At 56.0% G+C, this 26,715-nt stretch carries 28 protein-coding genes; 19 read left to right on the top strand and 9 right to left on the bottom strand.

The genetic code is table 11. From position 1 onward, the window contains the following. The first annotated feature begins 11 nt into the window (after positions 1–11). Positions 12–1,091, top strand: a complete 1,080-nt coding sequence (locus AC3B6F_RS03845) for a branched-chain amino acid aminotransferase (protein WP_489823428.1) — start codon at positions 12–14, stop codon at positions 1,089–1,091. Between the two features lie 231 nt (positions 1,092–1,322). Continuing rightward, entirely contained in the window at positions 1,323–2,744 is a 1,422-nt protein-coding gene (locus tag AC3B6F_RS03840; protein ID WP_489823427.1) for a mannose-1-phosphate guanylyltransferase/mannose-6-phosphate isomerase, read from the top strand. Between the two features lie 12 nt (positions 2,745–2,756). On the opposite strand, the gene AC3B6F_RS03835 is transcribed toward AC3B6F_RS03840, so the two are convergent. Then, positions 2,757–3,344 carry a nucleotidyltransferase family protein gene (locus AC3B6F_RS03835; protein ID WP_489823467.1) on the bottom strand — a complete coding sequence of 196 codons (588 nt, stop codon included), beginning with the start codon at positions 3,342–3,344 and terminating at the stop codon, positions 2,757–2,759. Beyond that, positions 3,344–4,312, bottom strand: coding sequence for an XdhC family protein (locus AC3B6F_RS03830; RefSeq protein ID WP_489823426.1), 969 nt, complete (start codon positions 4,310–4,312; stop codon positions 3,344–3,346). Before AC3B6F_RS03830 ends, AC3B6F_RS03835 begins: the two co-directional genes overlap by 1 nt. Before the next feature lie 117 nt (positions 4,313–4,429). Between AC3B6F_RS03830 and AC3B6F_RS03825 the strand changes: the two genes are divergently transcribed. From AC3B6F_RS03825 to AC3B6F_RS03795, 7 genes are all read left to right on the top strand, one after another. Then, positions 4,430–5,476: a molybdopterin molybdotransferase MoeA gene (locus tag AC3B6F_RS03825; RefSeq protein ID WP_489823425.1), complete on the top strand. Its 1,047-nt coding sequence runs from the start codon at positions 4,430–4,432 to the stop codon at positions 5,474–5,476. Then, positions 5,416–5,655 (top strand): hypothetical protein, encoded by a 240-nt coding sequence (locus AC3B6F_RS03820; RefSeq protein ID WP_489823424.1) that lies wholly within the window; start codon positions 5,416–5,418, stop codon positions 5,653–5,655. The genes AC3B6F_RS03825 and AC3B6F_RS03820 overlap by 61 nt, the downstream gene beginning before the upstream one ends. Then, on the top strand, positions 5,645–6,682 hold the full coding sequence (gene moaA / locus AC3B6F_RS03815; protein WP_489823423.1) for a GTP 3',8-cyclase MoaA: 1,038 nt from the start codon (positions 5,645–5,647) through the stop codon (positions 6,680–6,682). The genes AC3B6F_RS03820 and moaA overlap by 11 nt, the downstream gene beginning before the upstream one ends. An 18-nt stretch (positions 6,683–6,700) precedes the next feature. Beyond that, on the top strand, positions 6,701–7,183 hold the full coding sequence (moaC, locus tag AC3B6F_RS03810; RefSeq protein ID WP_061932241.1) for a cyclic pyranopterin monophosphate synthase MoaC: 483 nt from the start codon (positions 6,701–6,703) through the stop codon (positions 7,181–7,183). Continuing rightward, positions 7,180–8,007 (top strand): NTP transferase domain-containing protein, encoded by an 828-nt coding sequence (locus tag AC3B6F_RS03805; protein ID WP_489823422.1) that lies wholly within the window; start codon positions 7,180–7,182, stop codon positions 8,005–8,007. The genes moaC and AC3B6F_RS03805 overlap by 4 nt, the downstream gene beginning before the upstream one ends. Then, on the top strand, positions 8,004–8,504 hold the full coding sequence (locus AC3B6F_RS03800) for a molybdenum cofactor biosynthesis protein MoaE (RefSeq protein WP_061932246.1): 501 nt from the start codon (positions 8,004–8,006) through the stop codon (positions 8,502–8,504). The genes AC3B6F_RS03805 and AC3B6F_RS03800 overlap by 4 nt, the downstream gene beginning before the upstream one ends. Positions 8,505–8,680: 176 nt before the next feature. Next, complete coding sequence (locus tag AC3B6F_RS03795; RefSeq protein WP_010502278.1) at positions 8,681–9,241, top strand: hypothetical protein; 561 nt, start codon at positions 8,681–8,683, stop codon at positions 9,239–9,241. A 199-nt stretch (positions 9,242–9,440) separates the two neighbouring features. Here the strand turns inward: AC3B6F_RS03795 and AC3B6F_RS03790 are convergent, their stop codons facing one another. Beyond that, positions 9,441–9,647: a TOBE domain-containing protein gene (locus tag AC3B6F_RS03790; RefSeq protein ID WP_010502276.1), complete on the bottom strand. Its 207-nt coding sequence runs from the start codon at positions 9,645–9,647 to the stop codon at positions 9,441–9,443. 106 nt (positions 9,648–9,753) lie between these two features. After that, a complete protein-coding gene (locus AC3B6F_RS03785; RefSeq protein WP_489823421.1) occupies positions 9,754–10,893 on the bottom strand; it encodes a type III PLP-dependent enzyme in 1,140 nt (379 codons plus the stop codon). A gap of 380 nt (positions 10,894–11,273) precedes the next feature. On the opposite strand from AC3B6F_RS03785, the gene AC3B6F_RS03780 reads away from it, so the two are divergent. Further along, a complete protein-coding gene (locus AC3B6F_RS03780; protein ID WP_489823420.1) occupies positions 11,274–12,395 on the top strand; it encodes a YihY/virulence factor BrkB family protein in 1,122 nt (373 codons plus the stop codon). Positions 12,396–12,425: 30 nt separating this feature from the next. Here the strand turns inward: AC3B6F_RS03780 and AC3B6F_RS03775 are convergent, their stop codons facing one another. Then, entirely contained in the window at positions 12,426–13,043 is a 618-nt protein-coding gene (locus AC3B6F_RS03775; RefSeq protein WP_010502273.1) for a septal ring lytic transglycosylase RlpA family protein, read from the bottom strand. A 154-nt stretch (positions 13,044–13,197) separates the two neighbouring features. On the opposite strand from AC3B6F_RS03775, the gene aroQ reads away from it, so the two are divergent. The 4 genes from aroQ to AC3B6F_RS03755 are packed head-to-tail and all read left to right on the top strand — an operon-like array spanning position 13,198 to position 16,031. Further along, the gene (gene aroQ / locus AC3B6F_RS03770) at positions 13,198–13,647 is read left to right on the top strand and encodes a type II 3-dehydroquinate dehydratase (protein WP_023943307.1); all 450 of its coding nucleotides are present in this window, start codon (positions 13,198–13,200) and stop codon (positions 13,645–13,647) included. Further along, complete coding sequence (locus AC3B6F_RS03765; protein WP_489823419.1) at positions 13,644–14,096, top strand: acetyl-CoA carboxylase biotin carboxyl carrier protein; 453 nt, start codon at positions 13,644–13,646, stop codon at positions 14,094–14,096. The genes aroQ and AC3B6F_RS03765 overlap by 4 nt, the downstream gene beginning before the upstream one ends. Then, a complete protein-coding gene (gene accC, locus AC3B6F_RS03760; protein ID WP_010502269.1) occupies positions 14,096–15,445 on the top strand; it encodes an acetyl-CoA carboxylase biotin carboxylase subunit in 1,350 nt (449 codons plus the stop codon). The genes AC3B6F_RS03765 and accC overlap by 1 nt, the downstream gene beginning before the upstream one ends. A gap of 16 nt (positions 15,446–15,461) precedes the next feature. Next, positions 15,462–16,031: an NIPSNAP family protein gene (locus AC3B6F_RS03755; RefSeq protein WP_489823418.1), complete on the top strand. Its 570-nt coding sequence runs from the start codon at positions 15,462–15,464 to the stop codon at positions 16,029–16,031. 168 nt (positions 16,032–16,199) lie between these two features. Here the strand turns inward: AC3B6F_RS03755 and AC3B6F_RS03750 are convergent, their stop codons facing one another. The 4 genes from AC3B6F_RS03750 to AC3B6F_RS03735 form a co-directional block, all read right to left on the bottom strand. Further along, entirely contained in the window at positions 16,200–18,305 is a 2,106-nt protein-coding gene (locus AC3B6F_RS03750; protein ID WP_489823417.1) for a peptidase domain-containing ABC transporter, read from the bottom strand. Positions 18,306–18,316: 11 nt separating this feature from the next. Next, the gene (locus AC3B6F_RS03745; protein WP_489823416.1) at positions 18,317–19,075 is read right to left on the bottom strand and encodes an HlyD family secretion protein; all 759 of its coding nucleotides are present in this window, start codon (positions 19,073–19,075) and stop codon (positions 18,317–18,319) included. Between the two features lie 113 nt (positions 19,076–19,188). Continuing rightward, a complete protein-coding gene (locus tag AC3B6F_RS03740) occupies positions 19,189–20,268 on the bottom strand; it encodes an IS5 family transposase (RefSeq protein ID WP_489823012.1) in 1,080 nt (359 codons plus the stop codon). 121 nt (positions 20,269–20,389) lie between these two features. Then, a complete protein-coding gene (locus AC3B6F_RS03735) occupies positions 20,390–21,070 on the bottom strand; it encodes a YfdX family protein (protein WP_023943296.1) in 681 nt (226 codons plus the stop codon). Between the two features lie 425 nt (positions 21,071–21,495). On the opposite strand from AC3B6F_RS03735, the gene edd reads away from it, so the two are divergent. From edd to AC3B6F_RS03710, 5 genes are all read left to right on the top strand, one after another. Continuing rightward, complete coding sequence (gene edd / locus AC3B6F_RS03730; RefSeq protein WP_062018811.1) at positions 21,496–23,343, top strand: phosphogluconate dehydratase; 1,848 nt, start codon at positions 21,496–21,498, stop codon at positions 23,341–23,343. 11 nt (positions 23,344–23,354) lie between these two features. After that, complete coding sequence (gene eda / locus AC3B6F_RS03725; RefSeq protein WP_010502249.1) at positions 23,355–23,978, top strand: bifunctional 4-hydroxy-2-oxoglutarate aldolase/2-dehydro-3-deoxy-phosphogluconate aldolase; 624 nt, start codon at positions 23,355–23,357, stop codon at positions 23,976–23,978. Between the two features lie 200 nt (positions 23,979–24,178). Continuing rightward, entirely contained in the window at positions 24,179–24,742 is a 564-nt protein-coding gene (locus AC3B6F_RS03720; protein ID WP_489823415.1) for a metal-dependent hydrolase, read from the top strand. Beyond that, positions 24,739–26,316 (top strand): bifunctional phosphoribosylaminoimidazolecarboxamide formyltransferase/IMP cyclohydrolase, encoded by a 1,578-nt coding sequence (gene purH, locus AC3B6F_RS03715; protein WP_489823414.1) that lies wholly within the window; start codon positions 24,739–24,741, stop codon positions 26,314–26,316. The genes AC3B6F_RS03720 and purH overlap by 4 nt, the downstream gene beginning before the upstream one ends. Continuing rightward, positions 26,313–26,666 (top strand): hypothetical protein, encoded by a 354-nt coding sequence (locus AC3B6F_RS03710; protein WP_034880550.1) that lies wholly within the window; start codon positions 26,313–26,315, stop codon positions 26,664–26,666. The genes purH and AC3B6F_RS03710 overlap by 4 nt, the downstream gene beginning before the upstream one ends. Positions 26,667–26,715 lie beyond the last annotated feature (49 nt).

The raw sequence follows: 26,715 nt of genomic DNA, 5'->3' as shown, positions 1-26,715 counted from the left end.
AGTTCTTTTCCATGACGACCTTTACCATTGAAAAAACCGACACTCCCACCGATCCCGCCCGCCGTGCGGAGCTTTTGGCCAGTCCTGCGTTCGGTCGTGTCTTCACCGATCACATGGCGATTATTCGTTATACGGAAGAAAAAGGCTGGCATGATGCCAAGGTGACGGCGCGTCGCCCACTTAGTATCGACCCGGCTTCTACGGTGCTGCATTATGGTCAGGAAATCTTCGAGGGCATGAAAGCCTATCGGGAAGCGGACGGGCATGTGGCGACGTTCCGTCCGCAGGCCAATGCATCGCGTTTTGCGGCATCCGCAGAGCGGATGGGTATGGCTGTTCTGCCGGAAGATCTGTTCATTCAGGCTGTGGATGAACTGGTTCGTGTGGACCAGGATTGGGTTCCCTCTGGCGAGGGGCAGAGCCTCTACTTACGCCCGTTCATGATTTCCAATGAAGTCTTCCTCGGTGTGAAGCCCGCGACGGAATATCTGTTCATTGTAATCGCGTGCCCGGTTGGTGCGTATTTCAGTTCTGGTTGTGTGTCTGTCTGGGTCTCCGAATTCTACACGCGCGCTGCGATCGGCGGGACGGGTGAAGCCAAGTGTGGCGGCAATTATGCGGGAAGTTTGGTCGCTCAGGCTGAAGCCAAGGAAAAGGGCTGCGATCAGGTTCTGTTCCTGGATGCCCGTGAGCGTCGCTTTGTCGAGGAAATGGGTGGCATGAACGTCATGTTCGTCCGAAATGACGGCAAGATCGTCACGCCTCCGTTGGGTGGGACCATTCTGCGTGGCATTACCCGAGACAGTCTGATCAAGCTTGCTTCGGACCACGGCATTGAAGTTCTTCAGGAACCAGTGGAAATTGATGAACTGTTCGCTGGAGCGGCGTCTGGAAAGTATACGGAGGCATTTGCCTGCGGGACGGCCGCAGTCCTGTCGCCTATTGGCAAGCTGATCCGTCCTTCAGGGGAAGCGGTTTTCGGTGATGGCAAGACGCCAGGCCCTGTTGCGATGAAGCTCAAAACTCTTCTGACTGATATTCAGGGGGGGCGGACAAACGATGTGCATGGTTGGGTGCATCGTATCGTCTAAGGGGTAACAAGATCCTGCTTTTGGCTAGGTTCTAACCTGATGAGTCGGGCATGTCGCGGAATGTGACAGAGTATGCCCGGCTCCTTTCGCTACGTATTTCTGCACAGATCCGACTTGCCTTGTGCAAGCGTGAGCTGGCACATCCTATCGATACTTTGTGACCACAAGACCCGGAAATGGTTTCGACGTTCCCGTGGGATCCTTTCGTGCGGTTGAAAGAATATCTGCTCTATGGTTCAGCATGTCGTCCCGGTAATCCTGTCAGGTGGATCAGGAAGCCGTCTCTGGCCTGTTTCGCGCAAGAGTTATCCCAAGCAGTTCTGGCCGCTTTTGAATGAAAAGACACTCATTCAGGAAACTGCGCTGCGGGGGCAGGGCGCTGGTTTTTCCGACCCGATTATTATCTGTAATTCAGAACACCGTTTTATCGTGGCTGAACAGTTGCGGGATGCTGGAATCCATAAAAGCCGGATCGTTCTGGAGCCTGTGGGGCGAAACTCTGCACCTGCTATTGCAGCGGCAGCCTTCATGGTTGCGGAGCAGGACCCGGAAGCGATCCTCTGGATCATGGCAGCAGATGCGGCGATTACGGATGAAGGCGCGCTGCGTGGTGCGCTTGTAAAAGCGATTGATGCAGCAGAGAGCGGGCGGATTGTCACATTTGGCATGACGCCGACGCGACCCGAAACCGGTTACGGTTATATTGAAGTCGGTGCTGAACTGAAAACTGTTCGGGGGGTCTACGATGTTTCCCGGTTTGTTGAAAAGCCAGATGCCGAGAAGGCCCTAACGCTTTGCAGCTCCGAGAAGTATCTCTGGAATTCTGGCATGTTTGTCGTGAAGGCTCGTGTCTTTCTCCAGGAGACCGAGCGCTACGAGCCGCGCATTTATGAAGCCGTTGGTCAGGCAGTTCGCAGCCGTCACACGGACATGGATTTCGAGCGACTTGAAGAAAAGAGCTTCGCTGCGGCACCGGATATCTCGGTTGATTACGCGATTGCTGAACGGACTGAACTTGCAGCTGTTGTGCCGGGTAGTTTCGGATGGTCTGACATTGGAAGCTGGGATGCGCTCTGGGATCTGAGTATCAAGGACGCAGATGGTAATGCGGCTATTGGTGATGTCTTTCTGGACGGGGCAAAGAACTGCTATGTTCGATCTGACGGAATTGTCGCGACGGTGGCGGGTGTCGATAACCTGATTGTGGTTGTTACGCCGGATGCGGTCATGGTCTCACATCGGGATCGGGCACAGGACGTCAAGCACATGGTGTCCCGTCTGGTGCAGGCCGGGCGTAAGGAAGCAACCTCCCATAACCGCTGTTATCGTCCGTGGGGCTTCTACGAAAGTCTCATTCAGGCGGATCGCTTTCAGGTCAAACGGATTGTGGTGGAACCCGGAGCGAAGCTTTCGCTTCAGAAACATTTTCATCGGGCAGAGCATTGGGTTGTTGTCGGTGGCACGGCGCTTGTGACCCGTGATGATGATCTGGTTCTGGTACGGGAAAACGAGAGCGTTTACCTGCCTCTCGGGTGCGTTCACCGTCTGGAAAATCCTGGAAAAATTCCGTTGACGCTGATTGAGGTGCAGTCTGGCCCGTATCTTGGGGAAGACGATATCGTGCGTATTGAGGATGTCTACGCACGGAGTTGAGCGATCTTGCGATCAGGCAGGTTGGTCTATCCAGCCCGCTCTGATCGCTTCTGTCAGTTGCTCGGGCGTATCGAGATCGTCCAGAAGCTCTGGAGTAGTTAGTTTCAAAGGCGGATTGTTCTTCCACAGATCCCGAAAGCCCTTGTCCCCCTGAAGTTCCGATGCTTTTGCAAGTGTTTCGGCCGTTAGACGCACAGGAATACCCAATGCACCTGGTCGGTATTGTGAGACGATATTATTGCGTGCGTCATTCGCAAGCAGTTGCTTCAGGTGTGCGAGCGTCAGGCACGGCTGATCTGTTCCTGCGATCAGGATAGGCTCGGGGTGTCCTTGCAATGCTTGCGCTGCCACTTGAAGGGAACTGGCGAGGCCGGTTTCCCAATCTGGATTGCGGCAGATGTCTACAGGCAGATCAGTGAGTGTCGCTTCAACAGCTTCAGCACTTCCGCCAGTGACAATGATCAAACGATTGGGGCGGGTCTGTAGCAGTAGTTCAGCGATATAGCGCACAAGCGGCGCGCGGTGTTTCAGAAGCAGTTGTTTGGGTTGCCCAAGGCGTCTGCTGCCGCCTGCGGCCAGAAGAATGGCATTATGAGACATCACGACGGTCGATATGCTGTGACTTGAGAGAGAATGGACAGGGCAATTTCCATCGGGTTGCGCGCATTGATGTCCAGACCAGCAGGTAAGTGAAGTTTTTCAAGAGTGTCAGTCGCAATGCCCGCAGCTTTGAGAGTGGCGAGGCGGCCAGCTATTTTGCGGCGGCTTCCGAGAATACCGACGCAGAAGGCATCGGAGTTCAGAGCCCTGGTGGCAATGGTCAGATCGGTATGGGCATCGTGGGTCAGCGTATAAACGGCTGTCCAGCGATCGAGGGTGAGATCGGAGAGAGCCTCTGTCAGGCGTCTGCGATCATAATGCTCTGCATCGACCATGCTGGGAGGGACGGCGGGTCCCAGCGGACGGAGCAGGACAGTCTCGATATTGAACTGTGGCGCCAGTTTCAGAAGTGCAAGCGTAACGGGGTCTCCCCCGGCCACGACAATCCTTAGCGGTGGAGAATAATGCCGCACAAATATTTTTCCCTCTTCGGATAAGGGCGGGGTGTGCGTGAAGTGCATTAGTCCTGTTTGCAGGTCCGTTACGAGGGCGATGGCCTGACGGCCAGCGCGGGCGTTCCGTAAGGCTTCGACATGCGTTGCCAAGTTTGCAATTGGCCGCACAAAAATACTGATCCGTCCTCCGCAGGTGAGTTGGATATCCAGAACAGGACTCCCTGCGCCATAATCCAGAAGGCGAGGAGTACGGTCTTGCAGGCATTGCAGGGCTTCGGCCGCAACTGCGGCTTCCACACAGCCCCCAGAAACATATCCCTGAACGTCTCCGCTGCTGGAAATGGCCATTTCACTGCCGAGGGGGCGGGGTGAAGATCCGGTAATGGACACGAGTGTGGCGAGGGCAGCCTGCTTGCCCTGTGCCAGCCATGTTTCCAGTATGGGAAGGAGATCATCTGTCAGGCCGTATTCCGGCCATTGGGGAAGGGGTGCAAGCCTGTCCGGCCCCATCATGAAATATCCTTTCCTTTACGAGCGCGAGAGACTAATCCCAAATACGATTATGACATAGCCTGTCATGAACAGGAGTTGATCCGCCCCGTAGCAGGTTTATATCGGCAGGGATAATCAGTGGAGCAGAAATTGGTCGAACTCCTGAATGTCGCACAGGCGGTGGATTTGGTTCTGGGGTATGCAGGTCACTTTGGGACTGAACAGGTTCCTCTGGCTGAGGCCTCGGGCCGTATTCTCCAGCAGACCATCAGTGCAGAGCGTGCCCAGCCTCCTTATGATCGTGTCATGATGGATGGCATTGCCTATCGCTATGGAACGGGTTCTGTTCTTGAGTGCCGGGGTGTTCAGCGTGCTGGCATGCCGGGGCAGGGCCTTGCGGAAGGGGCTGTCTGCCTCGACGTCATGACAGGCGCTGTTCTGCCTCAAGGAGCAGATACTGTTGTTCCGGTTGAGCGTCTGCTTCGGAATGGAAAGCAGGTTCAGTTCGAAGAGGGTTACACTCCCGAGAAGGGCCAGTTTATTCATCGTAAAGGCTCTGACTGTGCGGCGGGGCATGAGCTGCTATCCCAGGGGCTACGGCTGAATGGGCCAGCCTTGGCCGTTCTGGCCGGGAATGGACATGCGACTGTTGAGGTAGCTGCTCTTCCCTCCATCGGAATCATCGCGACGGGCGATGAACTGGTTGATGTCGATGCTTCGGTGCGAGACTGGGAAATCCGGCGTTCGAATGAATACGCTTTGACAGGGGCTCTGGTGTCTCGAGGGTTCACCCGTCTTGAACGATCGGTTGTGCCTGATGATCTTGCCAGGACGATTCTGGCACTGGAAAAACAACTCGCCAGGCACGACGTTCTTGTTCTCAGCGGGGGTGTTTCCATGGGACAGTTCGACCATGTGCCGAAAGCCTTGATGAGGCTCGGGGTGGAGCGTGTTTTTCATAAGGTCGCGCAACGCCCTGGTAAGCCACTCTGGTTCGGTGTTGGCCCTGAAGGTCAACGGGTTTTCGGGCTGCCTGGTAATCCTGTTTCCGCGACATGCTGTGCGACGCGCTATGCTGTGCGACGCGCTATGTCATTCCCATGCTTTTGGCGGGACAGGGCGTTGTGCGTCCTGAAACATATTCCGTACAACTGGCGGCAGAAGCCTCCCGCGTTCCAACATTGACCCGGTATCTGCCTGTTCGGGTAACGCATGATGAATCCGGGCGTGCGATGGCGATGCCGCATCCAATGCCGACTTCAGGCGATTTCAGTTTTCTGGCTGCAACTGATGGCTTTGTAGAGTTGGCGCCCGGCGAAGGCTTGGCTCCTGCTGGATCCCACGCTGTTTTTCATGGCTGGTAGCACGCCTTTGACATCTGTTCGGGATCGTTTTCAGCGGCCTCTGCATGATCTTCGGATTTCCGTCATGGACCGGTGTAATTTCCGATGTCCGTACTGCATGCCGGAAGCAACGTATCATGAGCATTTTCGCTTTCTTGAGCCTAAGGAAAGGCTGAGTTTCGACGAAATCGTTAGGGTTGCTCAGGCGGCGGTTTCGTTGGGCGTGACGAAGTTGCGTCTGACGGGTGGTGAGCCGCTGCTGCGGCCTGACCTGCCGTCTCTGGTCCGTCGTCTGGTGGAGATTCCAGGGGTTGAGGATGTGGCTCTGACGACGAATGGCGTTCTGCTAGATCGTCATGCTACCGCTCTCAAAAATGCAGGCTTAGGGCGGGTGACAGTCAGTCTCGATAGCCTGGACCCTACGATTTTTTCCCGCATGAGCGGTGGACGCGCGCAGCTTGAGCCGGTGCTGTCCGCGATTGAACAGGCAAATGCGCTTTCGTTCCCCGGTGGTGTGAAAGTGAATACTGTTGTGCAGCGCGGTGTGAACGATACGGGTGTGGAGGATCTTGCTGCCCGATTTCGGCACACTGGCGTTATCGTGCGCTTCATCGAATATATGGACGTTGGAACGCGTAATCATTGGGAACTGAAAGAAGTTGTTCCTTCCCGTGACCTTGTGACGCGATTGAATAAATTGTGGCCTCTGGAGCCGCTGGGCGCCCAGTATCAGGGTGAGGTGGCTCGTCGCTACCGTTATCAGGGCGGTGGTGGCGAAATCGGGTTTATTTCATCTGTGACTGCGCCCTTCTGTGGGGACTGTTCCCGTGCCCGTCTGTCTTCGGATGGGAAAATCTATACGTGTCTGTTTGCGTCTGAAGGCACGGATTTGCGTAGTCTTTTGCGGAGCGATGTTGGGGATGAGGCACTCCGGGAGCGGTTGGCTTCCGTGTGGCGGGCGCGGACGGACAGATATAGTGAAGAACGTGTTGCAGGTGAGACCAATTCGGCGTCACGCCGGATCGAGATGAATTATATCGGTGGTTAGATCGGGAGGCCGGGACAGATGAAAACGCTTACCCATGTCAATGAGCGTGGAGAAGATCCGCGGATGGTGGACGTCAGCGGCAAGACCGTGACGGAGCGCACGGCTCATGCGCAGGCGCGTGTTCTGTTTCCGACGGATGTGGCGAAGACCCTGAGCGATGCGGGGTTCATGACAAAGAAGGGCGCTGTTCTGACTGTCGCGCAGATTGCGGGCGTGATGGGCGTGAAGGCGACGTCCCAGTTGATCCCGCTTTGCCACCCGCTGTCTCTCAATGGATGTCGCGTTGAGATTACAATGGAAGGGGACGAAGCCGTGATTGATTGTCGTGTCTCCTGCCAGGGGAAGACCGGCGTGGAGATGGAAGCCCTGACCGGGGCCTCTGTCGCTGCACTGACGATCTATGACATGTGCAAGGCGCTTTCGCACGATATGGTCATCCGGGATGTTCGACTGATGGGAAAGGCCGGAGGAAAACGCGATTTCCAGCGGATCGAAGCATGAGACCGCTTTACGGGCTGGTTCTGGCTGGCGGGGTCAGTGCCCGCATGGGTCAGGACAAGGCTGCGCTGACCTATCATGGGGAGCCGCAGCTTCAGAATGCTTTCGATGTGTTGTCCTCAATGGTCGAGCGGTGTTTCGTGTCGGTTCGGCTTGCGCAGAAAGATGAGCCTCTTCGTGCGGGGTTTCCTCAGATCGTTGATGCGGTCGATGTAGATGGTCCGGCTGCGGGTCTTCTATCTGCCCATCAGGCCTACCCTGAGGCCGCATGGCTGGTTTTAGCCTGTGACCTGCCCTTACTGGATCGTGTCACGTTGGAGACCCTGATCGGTGCTTGTCAGCATCAGCATACGGCGGTGGCTTATCGCAGTGAGCATGATGGTTTGCCTGAGCCGCTCTGTGCAATCTGGGAGCCTGCGGCTCTGGAGGCTTTGGTGCGGCAGGTGGCGGGCGGTCGGAACTGTCCGCGAAAACTTCTGATCAATAGCGATACCCTGCTTCTGTCTCCGCAGACGCAGGGGGCATTGGATAACATTAACACCCCTGAGGAACGCGAAAGCGTGACCCGACGGTTGGGAGGCCAGATGATCCGCCTCGAAGTGGAATATTTTGCTCAGATGAGAGAGTTAGCGGGGCAGAAGACCGAAACGGTAGAGACCGCTTTTGGGACTGTTGGGCCGCTCTATGAGCAGCTGAAGGAAAAATATGGCTTTCCCTTTGAGGCTTCTCGCCTCCGGGTTGCTCTGAACGGGGATTTTGCATCTTGGACACAACCCTTGATGACCGGAGATCATGTTGTGTTCATTCCCCCGGTGACGGGCGGATGACGCACTTTCTGATGGCGGATGCGCCAGTCGATCTGAATGCGTTGCGGGATGGTTTGCATCTGGCGGAAGCCGGAGGGTTCTGCACGTTTGAGGGATGGGTGCGGAACAGCAATGAGGGCCGCGCTGTGGATGGTCTTGAATATGAGGCTTATGCCGCGCTGGCCGTAAAGGAAGGCGAACGGATCATCGAGGAAGCTTTGGCCCGTTTCGAGATCAGCCACGCTGTGGCGATGCATCGCACGGGAACACTTCGGATCGGGGATGTGGCTGTCTGGATCGGTGTATCTGCGCCGCACCGGGATGCGGCTTTCCGGGCCTGTCGGTACATTATTGACGAGATCAAACATCGCGTTCCGGTTTGGAAGAAAGAGCATTACCTTGATGGTGATGCCGAATGGGTTGCCTGCCATCACTGTCAGACGGCTCCTCGGGCCAGTGATGAATCGCATGACCATGGACATCATCACGATCACGGTTCCTGCGGTCATCAGCATTGAGTGTTTGCCCGATGACAATTTCTCAAACGTCATCGGGCACTGTTGTGCTCTTTCTTCGGAAATGAATGTGCGCCCTCTCTACTGAGGAATGGGCAGGACAGATTGTATTTTTAGATTGATATTGCAAATCATTCTCAACTAATGTGTCTCCGGTTCTGCTGATTCGGAGATTGATCATGACACGGACACCACTTTTCCTGTCTGACCTGTGCTGCTGTGAGCGCCTGGCGCTCTGGAGTATCCGGTGTCTGGTCAGTCGTTATCGACTGCCTTACTGCCATGAGACGCGCACAACGGATGGCATGTTCCCGGCGTCCTTCCGGCCTGTGCTGGATGCGGCCGAGCGGGCGTTCGAGGATGCTAGTCAGCATCTTAAAGCGATGGGAGCACCGCCTCTCGATATCAATCCGCCAGGATCGCAGGGCTTGAGCGCTATGGAAGAGCGTTTTCTCCAAGGCATCCAGACTGTTCAGAACGAAGGGCAGAAAGAAGTTTTTGCTCTTTTGGCGGATCTGTTTCCCGAACGCCTCATGCAGGGCTACGTCGTGACAGCCCTTGCGCTGATTTCGGATTGTATGGCTGGAATTGGCCACTGGCTTCCACGGCATGAGCGGAAAACGGCTGGGGCAGGTGCATTGTCGTCTCTGGCCCGCTGGAAGAAGATTCATCCCGCAGACATGCGCGTTCTCTGGCCGCGTGATGTTCCTCCGTCATGGGCGGGAAGAACGTTGCATTAAGCTGGCAGGTGTGAAGATGAGAAACACTTCTTCCACACGCGGAGAGTTCGAAACAGCAGTGGTTTCGCTTTTGCTTCTCAGTCTTGGGATTCTGAGTTTCAGTTGGATTGCATGGATAGGTTTTGACCTGTCCCTGGAAGAAATTCTGAATGCTTTCTGGGGGCAGGGGCAGGTCTGGTCGATGTTCAGGGAGTAGGGATCAGTCTACCCCGACCATCACGCTGGAGGCCTTGATCACGGCATAGGCATCCTTGCCCACGGAAAGACCAAGTTCATCAACGGCTTCGTTCGTGATGGCACTTGTGATGATCGTGCCATTCACGTCGAGGGTGATGTGAGAGGTGGTTGCACCTTTCACAATGCTGGTGATGCGGCCTTTGAGCTGATTACGTGCACTGAGTTTCACTGGGTCTGTCCTTGCTGATGAGGTTTCATCAAGATGGCTAACGATCCAGTCAGGCACAAGATTTGCCCGAGAGTTGGCAAAGCCAGGTCTCTCGGTGCGGAATCTTTCAGATGTAATGTTCACTCAGTGGTGGAAAGCCGTTGAACCCAACGGAGCAATAAGTCGAGACATAGGCTCCCGTTGCCAGAATCTCGATCCGGTCACCCGACTTCAGACTGTTGGGCAGTGGAATGCGGTTCTTCTCATAAAGAATATCCACACCATCGCAGCTTGGTCCGGCTACGACGCAGGGGGAGCGCGAACTGTCCGTTTCGTCATGGGGGGTGCGGAACGTGTAGCGAATGGCTTCGCCTTCTGTTTCTGCAAGTCCACCAAAACGACCAATATCCAGATAGACCCAGCGCGGATCTTTCTCGGCACCACCGCGGCGGCTGACGAGAATGACTTCGCTGGAGACTACGCCAGCCTGACCCACCATATAACGTCCCGGCTCAAGCAGAACCTCTGGCTCACCATCCGGGAAATGTTCGGCGAGCGCACCGCGGATAGCCGTACCGAACTCCTGCACGGACGGAATGTTTTCCCGATAATGCGTTGGGAACCCCCCCCCCAGATTGAGCATCTGAAGATCGAGACCCTCCGCGCGCAGCTCATGATAAAGTGCTGCGGCTTTGGCGACGGCGTGCTGATAGGCTGCGATGCCCGTCTGCTGGCTGCCGACGTGAAAGGAAAGGCCGTAAGGGTGCAGGCCAAGCTCTTTCGCACGTCGCATGAGATCGCCAGCATGGGCGATTGTCGTGCCGAATTTGCGTGAGAGAGGCCAGTCAGCACCTTCGTTTTCAACGGCCAGACGGCAGAAGACCCGGGCTCCGGGCGCGTTAGCGGCGATTTTCTCAAGCTCTTCCATGCTGTCCAGCACGAATAGATCAATGCCCATCGCACGGGCCTCGCGGATCGCACTGACCTTCTTCAGCGTGTTACCATAGGAAATGCGGTCCGCTGTCGCGCCTGCATCAAGGCACATACGGATCTCTTCCAGGGAGGCGGCGTCGAAAGAGGAACCAAGCGCGACTAGGCGCTTCAGAATAGCCGGGGCCGGATTGGCCTTGATGGCGTAATAGATTTTGCCCGACGGCAGCGCGTCATGAAGAGCACGATAGTTGTTTTCCACAACATCGAGATCAACGACGAGGCAAGGAGTTGCCGGCTGCTGCTCGGCAAGAAAACGGGTGATTTTGGGAGTCATGACACTCATTCCCAGAACCGGACTCGTCAGGGAAGAATGACACCCTGCGAGTGTGTTGCGAAACGGTCGAACGGACCAGCGAATAGCGGGGACCCAAACAAGCGGGACCCGGAAGGCCAGAACGCTTGACGTCGTTGCGTAACCTCGAGAGGGCCAGTGGCACGTGCGTTGCTGCGTGACGGGGCGTATGAGACCAAAGCCTTATCGTTGCAAGAGGTATTTTTGCATTATCTGCATTTAGGAAATAATGATGGCTGCGAAATCAGGGCAAATTCGGAACGTAGAAGGCTATTTCTGCGTATGAGCAGGGCTGATCTTTAAGTTTGAAGAGCAGCTCACTTTACAGTCTGCCCATAACAGGAACTGCCGAGGATCCCTGCGTGAGCCTATTCCCCGATTCTGCTTCATCTTCGGAACCTGACCGGAAAACAATCCAGAACGATATGGAGCGTGTCAGACAACTGACGCCGGAGCCGGATGAGGAGGATATTCGTCAGGCTCGCAAACTTGGGCCAGATGCGCCAGGAACTGGAGCTGAGTCTCCTCTCGCCATGCCTAAAGCTGGATGGAAGATTGTTTTCCGGCAGGTCTTCTCAGAGGTTGGGTCTTCTCAGACGTCCTTGTCAGCGGCCGGCTGTGCCTTTTATGCGACGTTGTCTCTTTTTCCCGCCATTTCTAGTCTTATTTCGCTGTATGGCTTGGCGTTTGATCTCCAGACTGTTGAGCCACAGCTGGAAGTGTTGCGTCATCTGCTGCCACCCACGGCGTATTCGTTGATTGGGAACCGCATTCACGAACTGGTTTCCCAGCCGCATACGTCTCTGACAATAGGGCTGATTTTTTCCCTGTCTGTGGCGCTCTGGTCTGCGTCAGCCAGTACAAAGTCGATTCTGTCTGCTCTGAATATGGCTTACAATGCGACCGAGACCCGGAGTTTTGTGCGATTCCAGGCCACGGCACTGGCAACGACATTCATGGCTGTGTTTGGCGCAGCGCTTACACTGGCTCTGATGGTTGCGGCTCCTGCGCTTGTGGATTATTTGCCGCGCATTCTGGGCTTCAGGAAACCACCGCCACCTTTTGATCTGCTGGTCTCTTATGGAGCGCCGCTGGTGGTGCATACGCTTGCGCCGCTTCTGATGCTGTTGTTCGTGTTTGTGGCTGTGACGATGCTCTACCGATTTGCGCCGTGTCGTGATGCTGTGAAATGGCGTTGGATCGTGCCCGGCTCTGCAATCGCGACAGTCCTGTGGGTTCTGCTATCCCTCGGATTTTCTTGGTATGTCGCACATTTTGCGAGTTACGGCGCAACGTACGGACCCTTGGGCGCCGTTGCGGCCATCATGATGTGGTTTTTCGTGAGTGCGTATGTTGTTCTGTTCGGTGCGGAACTGAATGCCGGGCTTGAAGAGCGTGCTCGGGGGGCACACCCGCGAATTGCCGGGCTACCCCAGCCTGATTCACTGGTCGCTGAGGCTGTTACCGCAGAACATTCACCCTGATCGTTTCAGGGTGAATATTTCTCTCCTCGCTTAAGGTTGGCGAGAAGCTTTTCTGGAAGATGTCTGACCCGAAGCAGCCTGAATGGCTTCTTCGCTGGTGTCATGCGATTCGGCTTCAGCCACTTCGCTTGCGGCATCCGTTGCAGGCTGGTTAGCAACCTGAGCAATCGTCACATGGGCGGTGCCGCTGTGCAGCATGCCGATCCGTTCGGCTGCAGCGTGGGACAGATCAATGATTCGGCTGTTGAAAGGCCCGCGATCATTGACTGTGACGATCACTGAGCGGCCCGTATCCTGAGATGTTACAAGAAGCTTCGTGCCAATCGGCAACGAGGGGTGGGCTGCCGTCATGTCATTGGTATTGAAAACCGCACCACTGCTAGTGCGATGCCCATGAAAATGGCGCCCATACCAGCTTGCAACACCATGCTGCGTCCAGGATGCAGCCTTGTGCGCCCGGTTCGCCAGTGCGGTCCGGACCGAATCTGCCCAGCTTGTTCTGACTGTTCCTGCTGAACCATCCGGAGACTCGTCAGCCGCGTGGGCGATCGAGGCGCCGCTCATTCCCGCCAGAGCGACAGCAAATGTCATGCCGCGCAGAGGAACCAGACGTAGGGACGGACGTAGGGCAGACAGGACAAATTGCACTAGACTGGTATCTTCTCCAGTTGACGAAAGCGGGCTCGAACCATGCTCGATAGCACAAAACCGAGGCCCTGTCCCCCTTTGAACCCTGCGAAGACGGCAGGAATAGGGCGATGACGCTTTCATGACGGCTCCGAAAGTGCTATCGCGCGGCCAGATGAAACGTCCTCTCATAGCCGTACTGAACGGCCCGAACCTCAATATGCTGGGTCTTCGTCAGCCCGGGATCTATGGCCACGCTACGCTCGACGATGTTGAGCAGGTGTGCATTCAGGCTGCTGAACGCCTGGACGTTGCTATTGATTTCCGCCAGACGAACGGGGAGGGCGAACTCGTGTCCTGGGTGCAGGAATGTCGCGGCCGTGCTGATGGAATCGTGATCAATCCTGCCGCCTATGGGCATACCTCGATTGCTCTGCTTGACGCGCTTCTTGCCGTCGAGCTGCCAATCGTTGAAGTTCACATCTCGAATATTCACCGCAGGGAGCCATTCCGGCATCATACCTACGTCTCGCAGGCCGCCATCGGTGTGATCTGCGGCCTCGGCGTCAGGGGATACGCGCATGCGCTTCAGGCAATAACCGACATGATCGAAGACGAAGGATGAGCCGTATGCTCGTGGACAAGGATGCCATTCGGGCATTGGCCGATATTCTGACGGAAACCGGCCTGACCGAAATCGAGATCTCTGAGGCGGACAGCCGCATCCGCGTGGCGCGCAATGTCAACGTGGTTCAGGCTGCTGCCCCGGCTGTGGCTGCCGCCCCTGTTGCCGCTGCTGCTCCGGTGGCTGCTGCCGCTCCGGCTGACCCTGCCAAGCATCCGGGTGCAGTGCCCAGCCCAATGGTGGGTGTTGCTTATCTGACGCCCGATCCGTCCTCCCCGCCGTTCGCGCAGGAAGGCCAGCCGGTTGCAGCAGGGCAGACGATCATGCTGATCGAAGCCATGAAGACCTTCAACCAGATCAAGGCTCCCCGCGCTGGCACGCTGACGAAGTTCCTCGTCGAGTCCGGCAGCCCGGTCGAGTTCGGTGAGCCGCTGGCGATTATTGAGTAATGTTTTCCAAAATCCTCATTGCCAATCGTGGTGAAATCGCGCTGCGTATCCAGCGCGCCTGCCGCGAGATGGGCATCAAAACCGTCGCAGTTCATTCCACGGCCGACGCCGACGCCATGCATGTGCGTCTGGCGGATGAAGCTGTCTGCATTGGGCCGCCAAGCTCCCGTGATTCCTACCTGAATGTTGCTGCCATCCTTTCGGCGGCTACGATCACGGGTGCGGAAGCCATTCATCCGGGCTATGGCTTTCTTTCCGAGAATGCTGAATTCGCCGAAACGGTTGAAGAGCATGGTCTGGCCTTTATCGGCCCGACGGCGCAGCACATTCGGATGATGGGTGACAAGATCACGGCCAAGACGACCATGCGTGAGCTTGGCGTGCCGCTGGTTCCGGGGTCTGATGGTGCTCTGCCGGATCTGCAGTCTGCTCGTGAAGTGGCTGAGCGCGTCGGGTATCCTGTGCTGATCAAGGCCGCTGCTGGCGGTGGTGGTCGTGGCATGAAGGTGGCCAAGACGGCGGACGAGATCGAGGAAGCCTGGACCGTTGCCCGGACTGAAGCGCGTGCGGCTTTCGGGAATGACGAAGTCTATCTTGAGAAGTATCTCAACCGTCCGCGTCACATCGAGCTTCAGATCCTTGGCGATGCCCATGGCAACGTGGTGCATTTCGGCGAGCGTGACTGCTCCCTGCAGCGTCGTCACCAGAAGCTGCTCGAAGAAGCTGGCTCTCCGGCTCTGACGGATGCCGAGCGTGAAGAAATCGGCCGTACTTCGACCGAGGCTCTGGCACGCATGGGCTACCGGAATGCTGGTACTCTTGAGTTCCTGTATCAGGATGGCCAGTTCTGCTTCATCGAGATGAATACCCGCCTTCAGGTGGAGCATCCGGTGACGGAGATGGTGTGCAGCGTCGATCTGGTCCGTGAGCAGATCCGGATCGCGGCTGGCGAGAAGCTTGGCTACACGCAGAAGGACATCAAGATGTCCGGCCATGCCATCGAGTGCCGTATCAACGCCGAAAACCCGGAAACCTTTGCGCCGAGCCCTGGCACGGTCAATGTCTTCCATGCTCCGGGTGGTTTGGGTGTGCGAATGGACAGCGCTCTTTATGCTGGCTATCGCATCCCGCCGTATTACGACAGCATGATTGCCAAGCTGATCGTTCATGCCCCGACCCGTCAGGAAGCCATCGCCCGCATGCAGCGCGCGCTGGACGAATGTGTGGTTGACGGTGTGCAGACGGTGATCCCGTTGCATCGGAAGATCCTTGCTGATCCGTCTTTCCAGAAGGGTGACTACACCATTCACTGGCTGGAAAATTTCGTCGCTGAGCAGACGAAGTCCTGATCTGGAGACCATGGCGATGAGTTACGCAGAAACTGTCTTTCTGGATGTTCAGGTCGGATACGTCCCGCAGGTTGTTTCTGCGCTCTCTGGTCTCGAAGGGATTGGAGTGTGGGTGACGGAGATCGGTCGGCTCAACCGGATCACACTGTTCCGGACGGCTGGAACCTATGCTGAACTTCTGGAGGGACGCCCGGAGTTACTGGCGTCTCTTCCGTATGAGCATCTGGTTCGGGTTGAAGTGACGTCCTGGCGCGTGATTACACCTGTCGCCGAGCCGGGGACTTATGGTGGTGTCTATGAATGGCGCTGCTATGAGGCTACGCCTGATGGTATGGCAGATCTGGAAGAGCGTTTTCTGGCGGCTGCCCCGGAACGGACAGAGCTTTCGGCATTGACGTGCACGTTGGTCTCGCTTGAAGGGACTCCGCGTTTTGCCCATTTGTGGCCTTATGCAGATCTAAACCAGCGTGCTGAAGTTCGCGCGGCTGCAGTTGCAAAAGGGACGTGGCCGCCCAAGGTTGCGCCTTTTCTGACGCAGATGGACAATGAAATTCTTGTTCCGCTTCCAGGATCTGCTTGGCGTTAAGGTTCACGCTGATTTAGGGAAAAAACCGGGCTGCAGGAATGCGGGCCGGTTTTTTTATGCCTTATCCAGCTGCGGGCTGTGTCCATTGAGCATACTGGCCCAGCCCAACAAATTTGGACGTTGCAGATTGTGCGTCACTCACGGAATTATGGTTTTCCCGCTCAATCTTTAGACCCTCTGCTGTGAGGCGGAACACAATATCTGCGTGGGCGATGGTTGCGGGGCGATGGTTGCGGGGCGATGTGCAACCATAATACGTGTCGTGTTGAGCTGCCGCAGCGCCTTGGCCACTTTTGCTTCGGTGGCTTCGTCCAGATGGCTGGTCGCTTCATCAAGGAACAGGATCTGTGGTGCGCGATAAAGCGCGCGGGCGAGAAGGACACGCTGCTTCTGACCACCAGAGAGGCTGGATCCCATGTCGCCTACTAGCGACTCATACCGCATGGGCATGCGCTGGATATCCTCATGGATAGCGGCCCGTTTGGCGCAGGTTTCGATCAGTGTCTGATCAGGGGTTTCGGAGAAACCGCAGATATTGTCTCCGATTGACCCGGAAAACAGGCCATCGTCCTGAAGTACGCCGGCAATCTGGGAACGGTAGCCATCCAGTGTGAGACTGCGGATCTCCGAGCCGTCCATGAAGATTTCGCCCTCACTGGGCTCCTGTAAGCCAATGAGAGTTTTCAGCAGCGTCGTCTTGCCACAGCCGGAAGGACCAACAATGGCTACGCTCTGTCCGACAGGAATATCGAAGGACAGGTTTCGGAAAATCCAGGGGCCGTCAGGGCTGTAGCGTACGGAGAGATTGCGGACTGCCAGAGTACCGCGGCCTGTCTCATGAGACGATGGCGAAGGCAGAGGGATGCCTTGAGGTTCGGGATCGCTCATGACGATATCCGAGAGACGATCCGTCTGGATGCTCAGCATCCGGAGCTTGAAGCCGGTATTGATAAGGCTGCTGATCCGGCCTGCAAACTGGTCCTTGTAGGACAGGAATGCCACAAGCATACCGACGGACATATGCCCGCGCATGACCATATTGGCCCCAAGAACCAGCATGATCAGACGGTCTGCTCCGAAGATCATATCGGCGAGGCGACCAAAGATCAGATCGAAGCGCTGTAGCCGTAGATGAATGTTCATCGAATCAATGACACTGTTCAGCCATGCGGTCTGGCGGCGCTCCCGGAGGTTCAAGAGCTTGACGGTGGCCATGTTGCGCAGCGTTTCGATGAAATGCGTCTGGCTTTTTGCATCCTGTACGACGGCTTCTTCCGATGCGCGGCGATAGGTGCCGTAGGTCGTCAGGCGCAGAAGGATATCCAGTCCCATAGCGATGCAGGCAATGGCGCCCAGCCAGCCACCATAGAGGAACAGCATCACGCCCATCCCGACAGCCATGATACCGTCCAGGATGGTCTGCACGAGATCGGTGGTTAGCGTGTGCTGAATGGCGGAAAGCGCCCCAAACCGGGAAATGACGTCTCCGATGTGACGGCGTGCAAAATAGTCCAGCGGCAGGCGTGTCAGATGTTCGAAAAGCGAGCTGTTCCACTTCAGGGAGACCCTGCTTCCGAACATGACGACTGCCCAGCTTCGAACGCTGGCTACCAGCATCTGGAGCAGCAAAAGCACGACCATGGCGCAGGCGACGGTCGTGAGAAGATCGTGGTCGCCTGTGACGAGCACTTCATCAATGATGATCTGACTGACCATCGGTGAGAACAGGGCGATAACTTCCAAGCCTAAGGAGAGCGCAAAAAGGTAGGCAAGCGCAGGTTTGAGACCTGAAACATGGCGGAACATGTCGCGTAGCCGAAGGGTTTTGCGTTCATCTTTCCGCTCAAAACGTTCAGTCGGTGTGACTTCAAGCGCGACACCAGTGAATTCCCGTGACAATTCCTCCGAACCGATTTCGCGCCTACCTATGGCAGGGTCATGAATAATGACTGTCTGTTTTCGCTGCTCGGTTAAAACTACAAAGTGGTTCATGCTCCAGTGCAAGATGCATGGCAGTGTCAGCTTATTGAGGTCTTCAATTTCCAGCCTGACTGCACGGGCGTTGAGACCTACACGCCCCGCAACCCCTACGATTTCCCGCAGCGTGGTTCCTTGAGACGATGTTCCCTGCTGCCGCCGAAAAGTGGCAATATCGATGGGGTGACCATGATACCCCATGACCATGGCGAGGCAGGCGAGGCCGCACTCCGCGGCTTCAGACTGAAGAACGACTGGGACATGGCGGCCAAAGCCGAACTGGAGATCACGAAGCATCCGGGTTCTCCTTATCGCGGGCCAATGGTGGTGGTGGTCAGGGTGTTACGAACGCTGATGACAGGATCAAGCAGCCACTGCCAGAGATGCCTGCGGTCTGTCGCAATATCGGCGGAGACCGTCATGCCCGCTTCAAGTGGGTGCCGTATTCCGTAAGTTTCGACATAAGTCTGATCTGGTTGGACGCGGATGCGGTAAATGTCCTGCGGAGAGCTGTTTTTCTGATCGTTGTCCTGACCAGAGCGTGGGGTCTGTTGTGCCGCGTTGGTGACGGGGGCATGCGTGATTTCCGCAATATGACCGTGATGAAGACCGAATTTCTGATAAGGAAACGCATCGTAGCGCAGGAGAACGGGTTCGTTCTCTTTGAGAAATCCGATCGAGGCACTGTTGACGTAGAGTTCAATCTGTAGAGCCTGATCTGTTGGCAGAAGGGTCACGAGAGGTGTGCCTGCTGCAACCTGTTCTCCAAGATAACCCCGGACACCCGTCAGGATACCGTCTTCCGGAGCAAGAACGATATTACTGCGACGGCCTTCGTTTTCGGCAGTTTGCTGGTCGATGGCGGCAATCTGCTTATCCAGGTCATTCAGGTCGTGGGAAAGTTCGCTATCAAACCGGGCAAGCTTGGAGGCGAGGTCTGAAATCTTGCTTTCTGCGTCCGTGCGAGACTGAAGGGCCTGCGCGTGGGAACTGAGAAGCTGCGCATAGGTGTAAAGCTGGCTTTGGAACTGGGTTTCTGTAATCAGATGGAGGGATCGAAGAACCATCAATTGATGTGCTTGGCCCGTGATTTCTGGGTTTTGGCGATTTGATTGACGGTTCTTTGGGGCGTTTTCTGTTTGCGTTTTGAGCAGATCGAGTGCTGTTTCCCGCTGGATGACTACGCGCTCGCGCTCAATCGTTCGAGGAAGAGAAAGCGGCGCATGTTGTAGACAATATTGGCCAGTCCGATCCTCATGGTGGCCCGGGTGATACCGACAGTTCGGATGAACAGTCCCGTCTGCGATTTCTGATCGGCAAAGACATGCTCGACACGAGATCGGATCACAGACTTTCCTGCATTGGATCTCTGGATATGCCGGGGCATCGGTTTGAGATGCGGTTTTTTTCTGTGAACCTTCGAAACAAATCCCTGCTTTTCCATGAAGTCTTCATTGGCTTTGGAGCGATACGCCGTGTCTGCCCAGACGCTTGAGGCCGTATTGGTGTTATCCAACAGCCCTTCTCGCAATCGCGCACCATCACTGGCGGCGGCATCTGTCGTCTTCCATTTCCGGATGAACCGGAACTTCCTGTCGATGGAGACATGGGACTTGTAGCCAAAGAACGGAATGGCCAGATCCGTTGTGGGGATCGTCCCGTCATCCTGACGCTTCGCCTTCGTGAACTTCAGTGTCCATCGTGCATGACGATCCTTATGCGACAGCTTTGCCGGCTTGTCCTGCCAGTCTTCGGGGGTACGTCCTGCCCGGAGGTCGGCTTTCTCAGCGTTCGTATTGCGCTGCTTTGGAGCGGCTACCAATGTTGCATCCAGGATCTGGCCCGACATCGGCAGATAGCCCGCGTTCCGCAGGGTCGCGTCAAACCGGTCAAACAGTCTTTCAATGGCCCCCGCCTGGGTCAGGCGTTCACGGAACAGCCAGACCGTTTTGGCATCAGGCACACGGTCCGACAGCCTCAGACCTAAAAAGCGCATGAAAGAGAGGCGGTCGTTGATCAGATATTCCGTCCGTTCATCAGACAAATTGTTCAGCGTCTGGATCACCAGGATCTTGAACATCAGTACCGGATCAAACGGCGGACGCCCGCCTTTACTGCCGTCTGAATAGGCCAAAGCCTGCTCCAGATCAGGGCGGAACACTTCAAAATCCACTGTCCGGGAGAACGCTTCGAGCTGATCGCCAAGCCCGCTCAAACGGGCAAGCCGCTCTTCAACATCAAAGAAACCAAGCTGTTTCATAGCGGCATTCCCTCAACCAAAACCAAAGAAAGGGAATCACATAGAAAGCATCAAAAACAGAGAGTTTTTCGAACCCTCCAGGTGTGCCGCTTTTTTTATGGGCTGCTCCTGGTCGGAAAACTTACTTGGTAGCAGTGGGCGTTTTGTCAGGAACGATTGTCGTTACGAAGTCTTCGGAAACGAATATGATGGAATTCAACGCTTCATCGAGAGCTTCCAGAGCCTCCTGCGGGTGTCTCCCTTCTGTGAATACAGTCGCGCGGTTGATGGCGCCCTGAAACGGCTCAATAGGGGCAAGTGCGAGAATGAAGTCTGCATTCTGGCCGACAACTTTCATCGTCTGTGCAGCCCCGTCTGTGTCGCCGTTTTTCAGTTTGGTATTTGCTGATGCGACAGCAGCCTTCTGCTCTGGAGCGAGGGTTTCGCTGGCAATGAATTCTCCGCCGACGGGCAGCCAGTCAAGCTGACCTGTAATGACGTGATGCTGCGGGGATGTCGGGTGACCGGGGGCTGTATGAAGATCGCTTTCTGCGGCCTGAAATTTCTGACTGGCCTTCGTGGCAGCGATAAGTCGTTTTTGTGCATCATAAAGAGTGGGGATGGCGGCATCGGTCTGTCCGGCTGCCAGAATCTGGCGGGCTTTCAGAAGATCCGTCATGGTGTGCTGACCATCGCTGGACAGATGATGGAATGCCCGATGCGCTTTAAAAGACTCCCAATCCTGATGGAGAGACGAAGCGTGAGCAGGGATAGTTGAGAATGTCAAAGCCGCTGATGCGATAAGAGGAATTAGATTTTTCATGAGTCATTCCATAATCAATAGCGATATTCCACTTATATGAAGGGGTATTGGGATCTCTTTCAATTGAAACATGGTTTATTTTTCATGGGTAATGTGGATTATTTTTGTACTGATTATTTCCATATGTTTTTATCTTTCTTTGAGTTGATGGAAAATTTCTTCGAAAATGGTCGGTTTTGAAAATGAGCTTACGTTTTTTGGGTATTTTGTTTCTTTTTTCTGTGTCATTTATGTTTTAAATGGAAAGAAAAAACTCCAATAAGAGAAATAAAATAAAAAATTTTCCCTAAAATCTAGGGAGGGGTGGTTGCCGTTGACGGTCGGGTTCCGTATGAACAGAGCCCCTTCACGAGGCTGTGTCTTGCAGCGGAAAGAGCCTTTTTCCGTCTGGCAGCGCGTGTGTCAGTCGAGCAGCGAGTGTTCCAATGTCTTTGAATTCCGTCGTCGAGAGTGTGACCGCCCGGATTATCGAGCGTTCGAAAGTCTCCCGTCGCCGTTATCTTGCTCTGATGGAGCGGAACCGGGCGAAGGGCGTTTCACGTCCCCGACTGGCCTGCGGAAACCTCGCCCATGCCATCGCTGCTTCCGCGTCTGACAAGCCGGAGCTTATGCGTCCCACGAGCACCAATCTTGGGATCGTGACGACTTACAATGACATGTTGTCCGCGCATCAGCCGTATGGTCGCTATCCGGACCAGATTAAGCTATTTGCCCGTGAAGTTGGTGCAACGGCTCAGGTCGCTGGTGGTGCGCCTGCCATGTGCGATGGTGTAACGCAGGGACAGGAGGGCATGGAATTGTCCCTGTTCTCCCGCGACGTGATTGCCATGTCCACGGCTGTTGGGCTGAGCCATGGCATGTTTGAAGGCGTGGCGCTACTTGGCATCTGCGACAAGATCGTGCCGGGTCTTCTGATGGGTGCGCTTCGTTTTGGCCATCTGCCGACCATTCTCATTCCTGCTGGTCCAATGCCCTCTGGTCTGCCGAACAAGGAAAAGCAGCGGATCCGCCAGCTCTATGTTCAGGGCAAGGTCGGGCAGGATCGTCTGATGGAAGCGGAAAACGCGTCCTATCACAGTGCTGGAACCTGCACGTTCTATGGTACGGCCAACACAAACCAGATGATGGTTGAAATCATGGGATTGATGATGCCGGATTCCGCCTTCATCAACCCGAATACCCCGCTCCGTCAGGCAATGACGCGCTCCAGCATTCATCGTCTGGCGGAGATCAGCCTGAATGGTGAAGATGTTCGTCCGCTGGCGCAGTGCGTGGATGAAAAGGCCATTGTGAACGCAGCTGTGGGCTTGCTTGCGACGGGTGGTTCGACAAATCACACGATCCATCTGCCTGCCATTGCGCGTGCTGCGGGTATCATCATTGACTGGGAAGATCTCAGCCGTCTGTCCGCTGCTGTGCCGTTGATGACGCGTGTTTATCCGAGCGGGTCGGAAGACGTGAATGCCTTCAATCACGTTGGTGGCATGCCGACCGTGATTGCTGAACTGTCCCGAGCTGGTCTGCTGCACACGGATATCATGACGGTTTCCCGCGGCGGTTTTGCCGACTATGCCTGCCGTGCCAGCCTGCAGGATGATGAAGTGGTGTACACGCACGCCAAGCCGTCACTGGATCGGGATATTCTCCGGGAGGTGAGTGCCCCCTTCAAGGCGGATGGTGGCATCAAGCTCATGAAGGGCAATGTGGGACGCGGCATTTACAAGAGCAGCGCCATTTCCGAAGAGCATCTGACGGTTGAGGCTCCTGCGCGCGTTTTCCACGATCAGCATGACGTGGCGACAGCATTCCAGAATGGTGAGCTGGAGCAGGATGTTGTTGTGGTGGTGCGTTTTCAGGGGCCAGAAGCCAACGGTATGCCGGAGCTTCATAAGCTGACGCCAACCCTCGGTGTGCTCCAGGATCGTGGCTACAAGGTTGCGCTGCTGACGGATGGTCGCATGTCTGGTGCGAGCGGTAAGGTTCCGGCAGCTATTCACGTTGGGCCGGAAGCTCAGGTCGGCGGTCCGATTGCGAAAGTGCGGGACGGTGACATGATCCGCGTCTGTGCTGTTACGGGCCAGATCGAGGTTCTGGTGGATGCGGCTGAGTGGGATGCGCGTGATGTCGTTCCGCCGCCGCCGCCAGCCCTTGGAACAGGTCGTGAGTTGTTCGCACTGATGCGTTCGGTGCATGATCCGGCCGAGGCGGGGGCGTCTGCCATGCTGGCGCAGATGGACCGCGTGATCGAAACCGTTGGCGACGATCTTCACTAAGGACGATTTTCATGACTGATACCGCAAAACTCGACGCCGTCATGACCCGCTGCCCGGTTATTCCGGTGCTGGTGGTCAATGATGTGGCACAGGCCCGTCCGCTCGCAGAGGCACTCGTTGCCGGTGGTCTGACCACGCTTGAAGTCACGCTGCGGACGCCCTGTGCGCTCGAAGTAATTGAAGAAATGTCCAAGGTGGATGGGGCCTTCGTCGGTGCAGGGACGGTTCTGAACCCGACGGATCTGGAGCGTTCGGTCAAGGCAGGCTCGCGTTTCATCGTCAGCCCCGGGCTGACGGCATCTTTGGCAGATGCGGCCCGTGACCATGATATGCCGTTCCTTCCGGGAGTTGCGAATGCTGGCGACATCATGCGTGGTCTGGATCTGGGTCTGACACGGTTCAAGTTCTTCCCCGCTGTGACCAATGGCGGCATTCCGGCTCTGAAGAGCCTGGCGAGCGTGTTCGGAAATGTCCGTTTCTGCCCGACGGGCGGCATTACGGAAGCGAGCGCACCGGAATGGCTGGCACTTCCATCTGTGTCCTGTGTCGGCGGCTCCTGGATTACGGCTGGCGAATTTGATGCCAAGACCGTCACTCAGCGTGCGACAGCTGCTGCGCTGCTGCGCCAGAGCTAAAAGGCAGACTGTTCGTGAAGACAAAGGCGATTCGGAAAAACACCGGATCGCCTTTTTTTATTGCTGCGACAGTGCTGGGCGCGCGCCATGAACGGATTAGGAACATCACAATGAGCCCTTTTACGGTATTTAAGGAATTTATCGTGAAAAAATAAGGGATTATCTCTTTTCTGAAGCGATGAAGCGGATCATAAGAGCGCGTGACTGGACGCTCTCATCTTCTGATCGGTGGTTTCGCCGTACTCTGTGCCATGCGCTGGCACATTCTTGCATCAGAGCCGCTTTCCGTGTGTACGGGGCTCCTCGGCAGTTTGCTGCCCGATATTGATACGGAACGCTCAATGCTTGGCGCGAGGGTGAAACTCCTGTCCCGCTTTCTGGCTCGAACGGTAGGTCATCGTGGACTGACGCATTCTGGCGTGGTCCTGCTTCTGGCTTCGTGTCTGGTTTCCGCGACGATGGGCAAGGATGCCCTGTATGGACCGATGGGCGCCCTCCTTCTGGGCGCTGCCACACATATTGCGGCTGATCTGCCTACCGGTGGTTGCCAGCTTCTCGCGCCGTTGAGCCGTTCCCGACTGTCTTTCTGGCCCTACGTCCGTACGGGCGGCGTGGGTGAGATCATGCTTCTTCTGCCTACCTTGTTTTTGTTGGGGTGGGCAGGGTTCGCGGGCCGTGATCCTTTCCTGGGTCATGCCCCTTCCGCCATGCATCACCAGCGGTTGCATGGACATGTTTTGAAGGATATTGCAGTTCCATCATGACTGAGACCCGACTCCCCGTCCGTCGCGCCCTTCTCTCCGTCTCTGACAAGACGGGACTGATTGACCTGGGGCGTGCACTTGCAGCCCACGGTGCAGAACTGCTTTCGACGGGGGGCTCGGCACGGGCGCTGCGTGAGGCGGGTCTGACAGTCAAGGATGTTTCCGAACATACCGGCTTCCCTGAAATCCTTGATGGTCGCGTCAAGACGCTGGTGCCGCAGGTACATGGTGGCATTCTGGGGCGTCGCGATCTTCCGGCTCATCTGAGCCAGATGGAAGAACACGGCATTGCGCCAATCGATCTCGTTTGCGTCAATCTTTATCCGTTCGCGGCGACAGTGGCGTCCGGTGCTGGTGACGAGGATTGCATCGAGAATATCGATATTGGCGGTCCTGCCATGATCCGTGCGGCAGCCAAGAATTTCGGGCACGTCGCGATCCTGACATCACCGGATCAGTACGGTGACTTTGTAAAGTCGCTTGAAGTTGGTGGAACCTATCTGAGCGAACGTCGGGATTATGCGGGCGCTGCCTATGCGCATACGGCGTCTTATGACGGCATGATTTCGCGCTGGTTTGCAGAGCGGGCAGGGGAGCTTCTTCCGCCAGTTCTGACACTGAGTGGTTCGCGGGACGAACTGCTGCGTTATGGCGAAAACCCGCACCAGAAAGCTGCTTTCTATCGGGATGGCAACACACGGGCAGGGATTGCGACGGCACGTCAGATTCAGGGCAAGGCACTCAGCTACAACAACCTGAATGATACGGATGCTGCGTTTGAAGCGGTGGCAGAATTCGATGCGCCTACCGTTGTCATTGTGAAGCACGCCAATCCGTGTGGTGTGGCCTCAGCGACCACGCTGGAAGACGCCTGGATTGCTGCGCTGCGCTGTGATCCGGTTTCAGCGTTCGGTGGTATCGTTGCGGTGAACCGCACGCTTGATGCGGCTACCGCCCAGCGGATCAGCTCTATCTTCACGGAAGTGATTGTGGCGCCTGATGCAGACGAGCGGGCCATCGAAATCCTGTCTCGTAAGAAAAACCTGCGTCTGCTGCTGACGGGGGGGATGCCCGATCCGGCGGCGGAAGGCCTGGCGTTCCGTTCCGTGGCCGGTGGTTTTCTGGCACAGAGCCGCGATGCGGGTCGTGTGACGGAACAGGATCTGAAGGTCGTCACCAAACGTGCGCCGAGCGCTCAGGAAATGAAGGATCTGTTGTTCGCTTTCCGTGTGGCCAAGCATGTTAAGTCCAATGCCGTCATTTATGTACGCGATAACGCGACTGTTGGCATTGGTGCCGGTCAGATGTCACGGGTTGACAGTGCGCGGATTGCAGCTCGCAAGAGCCAGGATGCAGCAGACGTTGCGGGTGAAGCGGCACCTTTGACTAAGGGGTCTGTGGCGGCTTCAGATGCATTCTTTCCCTTCGCGGATGGTCTGGAAAGTGTTGTCGCTGCCGGTGCTGTCGCTGTGATCCAGCCCGGTGGTTCCATTCGCGATCAAGAGGTAATCGATGCTGCAGATGCGGCGGGTATTGCCATGGTCTTCACAGGCATGAGGCACTTCCGGCATTGAAAATTCTTCCTATCGCCAGTCTTCTGCTGGCTCTTTCCGCTCCCATGGTCGCTGAGGCTGCGCCTTGTCTTTATGACATGTCGCCGCTTCCGGTTACGAAGGGAATTGTCTCTCGTATCACGCCAAATGGTGTCCTGCTGAGGGACGGGACAACAGTCATCCTGCCAGAAGAACTCTTGGCAAATGTTCGGCTGGCGCAGCCTTTGGCTGTTCGCGGTCTAGTGGCTCAGTCTACTCATATGGTTCAGGCTTTTGCCTTGGATGGTAACCCACCGGTTTGCCCTAATCCTGCGACAGTGGCGCGCGGTCCTTTCCCTGGGTCTCCAGGGTATGACCATATTCAGAATTGAGTGCGTGAAACCCCTTTTATCAAGAGGGTTCTCGTAAACCTTTTCTTTA

This window comes from Gluconobacter sp. ESL1110 (genome assembly GCF_058107395.1).
This window is presented reverse-complemented; position numbering and strand designations above follow the sequence as displayed.

What these genes read in the sequence shown, in the direction of transcription:
- AC3B6F_RS03845 (WP_489823428.1), top strand. Translation starts at nt 12, where the DNA reads ATGACGACCTTTACCATTGAAAAAACCGACACTCCCACCGATCCCGCC.
- AC3B6F_RS03840 (WP_489823427.1), top strand. Translation starts at nt 1,323, where the DNA reads ATGGTTCAGCATGTCGTCCCGGTAATCCTGTCAGGTGGATCAGGAAGC.
- AC3B6F_RS03835 (WP_489823467.1), bottom strand. Translation starts at nt 3,344, where the DNA reads ATGTCTCATAATGCCATTCTTCTGGCCGCAGGCGGCAGCAGACGCCTT.
- AC3B6F_RS03830 (WP_489823426.1), bottom strand. Translation starts at nt 4,312, where the DNA reads ATGATGGGGCCGGACAGGCTTGCACCCCTTCCCCAATGGCCGGAATAC.
- moaA (WP_489823423.1), top strand. Translation starts at nt 5,645, where the DNA reads ATGGCTGGTAGCACGCCTTTGACATCTGTTCGGGATCGTTTTCAGCGG.
- moaC (WP_061932241.1), top strand. Translation starts at nt 6,701, where the DNA reads ATGAAAACGCTTACCCATGTCAATGAGCGTGGAGAAGATCCGCGGATG.
- AC3B6F_RS03805 (WP_489823422.1), top strand. Translation starts at nt 7,180, where the DNA reads ATGAGACCGCTTTACGGGCTGGTTCTGGCTGGCGGGGTCAGTGCCCGC.
- AC3B6F_RS03800 (WP_061932246.1), top strand. Translation starts at nt 8,004, where the DNA reads ATGACGCACTTTCTGATGGCGGATGCGCCAGTCGATCTGAATGCGTTG.
- AC3B6F_RS03795 (WP_010502278.1), top strand. Translation starts at nt 8,681, where the DNA reads ATGACACGGACACCACTTTTCCTGTCTGACCTGTGCTGCTGTGAGCGC.
- AC3B6F_RS03785 (WP_489823421.1), bottom strand. Translation starts at nt 10,893, where the DNA reads ATGACTCCCAAAATCACCCGTTTTCTTGCCGAGCAGCAGCCGGCAACT.
- aroQ (WP_023943307.1), top strand. Translation starts at nt 13,198, where the DNA reads ATGAAACGTCCTCTCATAGCCGTACTGAACGGCCCGAACCTCAATATG.
- AC3B6F_RS03765 (WP_489823419.1), top strand. Translation starts at nt 13,644, where the DNA reads ATGAGCCGTATGCTCGTGGACAAGGATGCCATTCGGGCATTGGCCGAT.
- accC (WP_010502269.1), top strand. Translation starts at nt 14,096, where the DNA reads ATGTTTTCCAAAATCCTCATTGCCAATCGTGGTGAAATCGCGCTGCGT.
- AC3B6F_RS03755 (WP_489823418.1), top strand. Translation starts at nt 15,462, where the DNA reads ATGAGTTACGCAGAAACTGTCTTTCTGGATGTTCAGGTCGGATACGTC.
- AC3B6F_RS03750 (WP_489823417.1), bottom strand. Translation starts at nt 18,305, where the DNA reads ATGCTTCGTGATCTCCAGTTCGGCTTTGGCCGCCATGTCCCAGTCGTT.
- AC3B6F_RS03745 (WP_489823416.1), bottom strand. Translation starts at nt 19,075, where the DNA reads ATGGTTCTTCGATCCCTCCATCTGATTACAGAAACCCAGTTCCAAAGC.
- AC3B6F_RS03740 (WP_489823012.1), bottom strand. Translation starts at nt 20,268, where the DNA reads ATGAAACAGCTTGGTTTCTTTGATGTTGAAGAGCGGCTTGCCCGTTTG.
- AC3B6F_RS03735 (WP_023943296.1), bottom strand. Translation starts at nt 21,070, where the DNA reads ATGAAAAATCTAATTCCTCTTATCGCATCAGCGGCTTTGACATTCTCA.
- edd (WP_062018811.1), top strand. Translation starts at nt 21,496, where the DNA reads ATGTCTTTGAATTCCGTCGTCGAGAGTGTGACCGCCCGGATTATCGAG.
- eda (WP_010502249.1), top strand. Translation starts at nt 23,355, where the DNA reads ATGACTGATACCGCAAAACTCGACGCCGTCATGACCCGCTGCCCGGTT.
- purH (WP_489823414.1), top strand. Translation starts at nt 24,739, where the DNA reads ATGACTGAGACCCGACTCCCCGTCCGTCGCGCCCTTCTCTCCGTCTCT.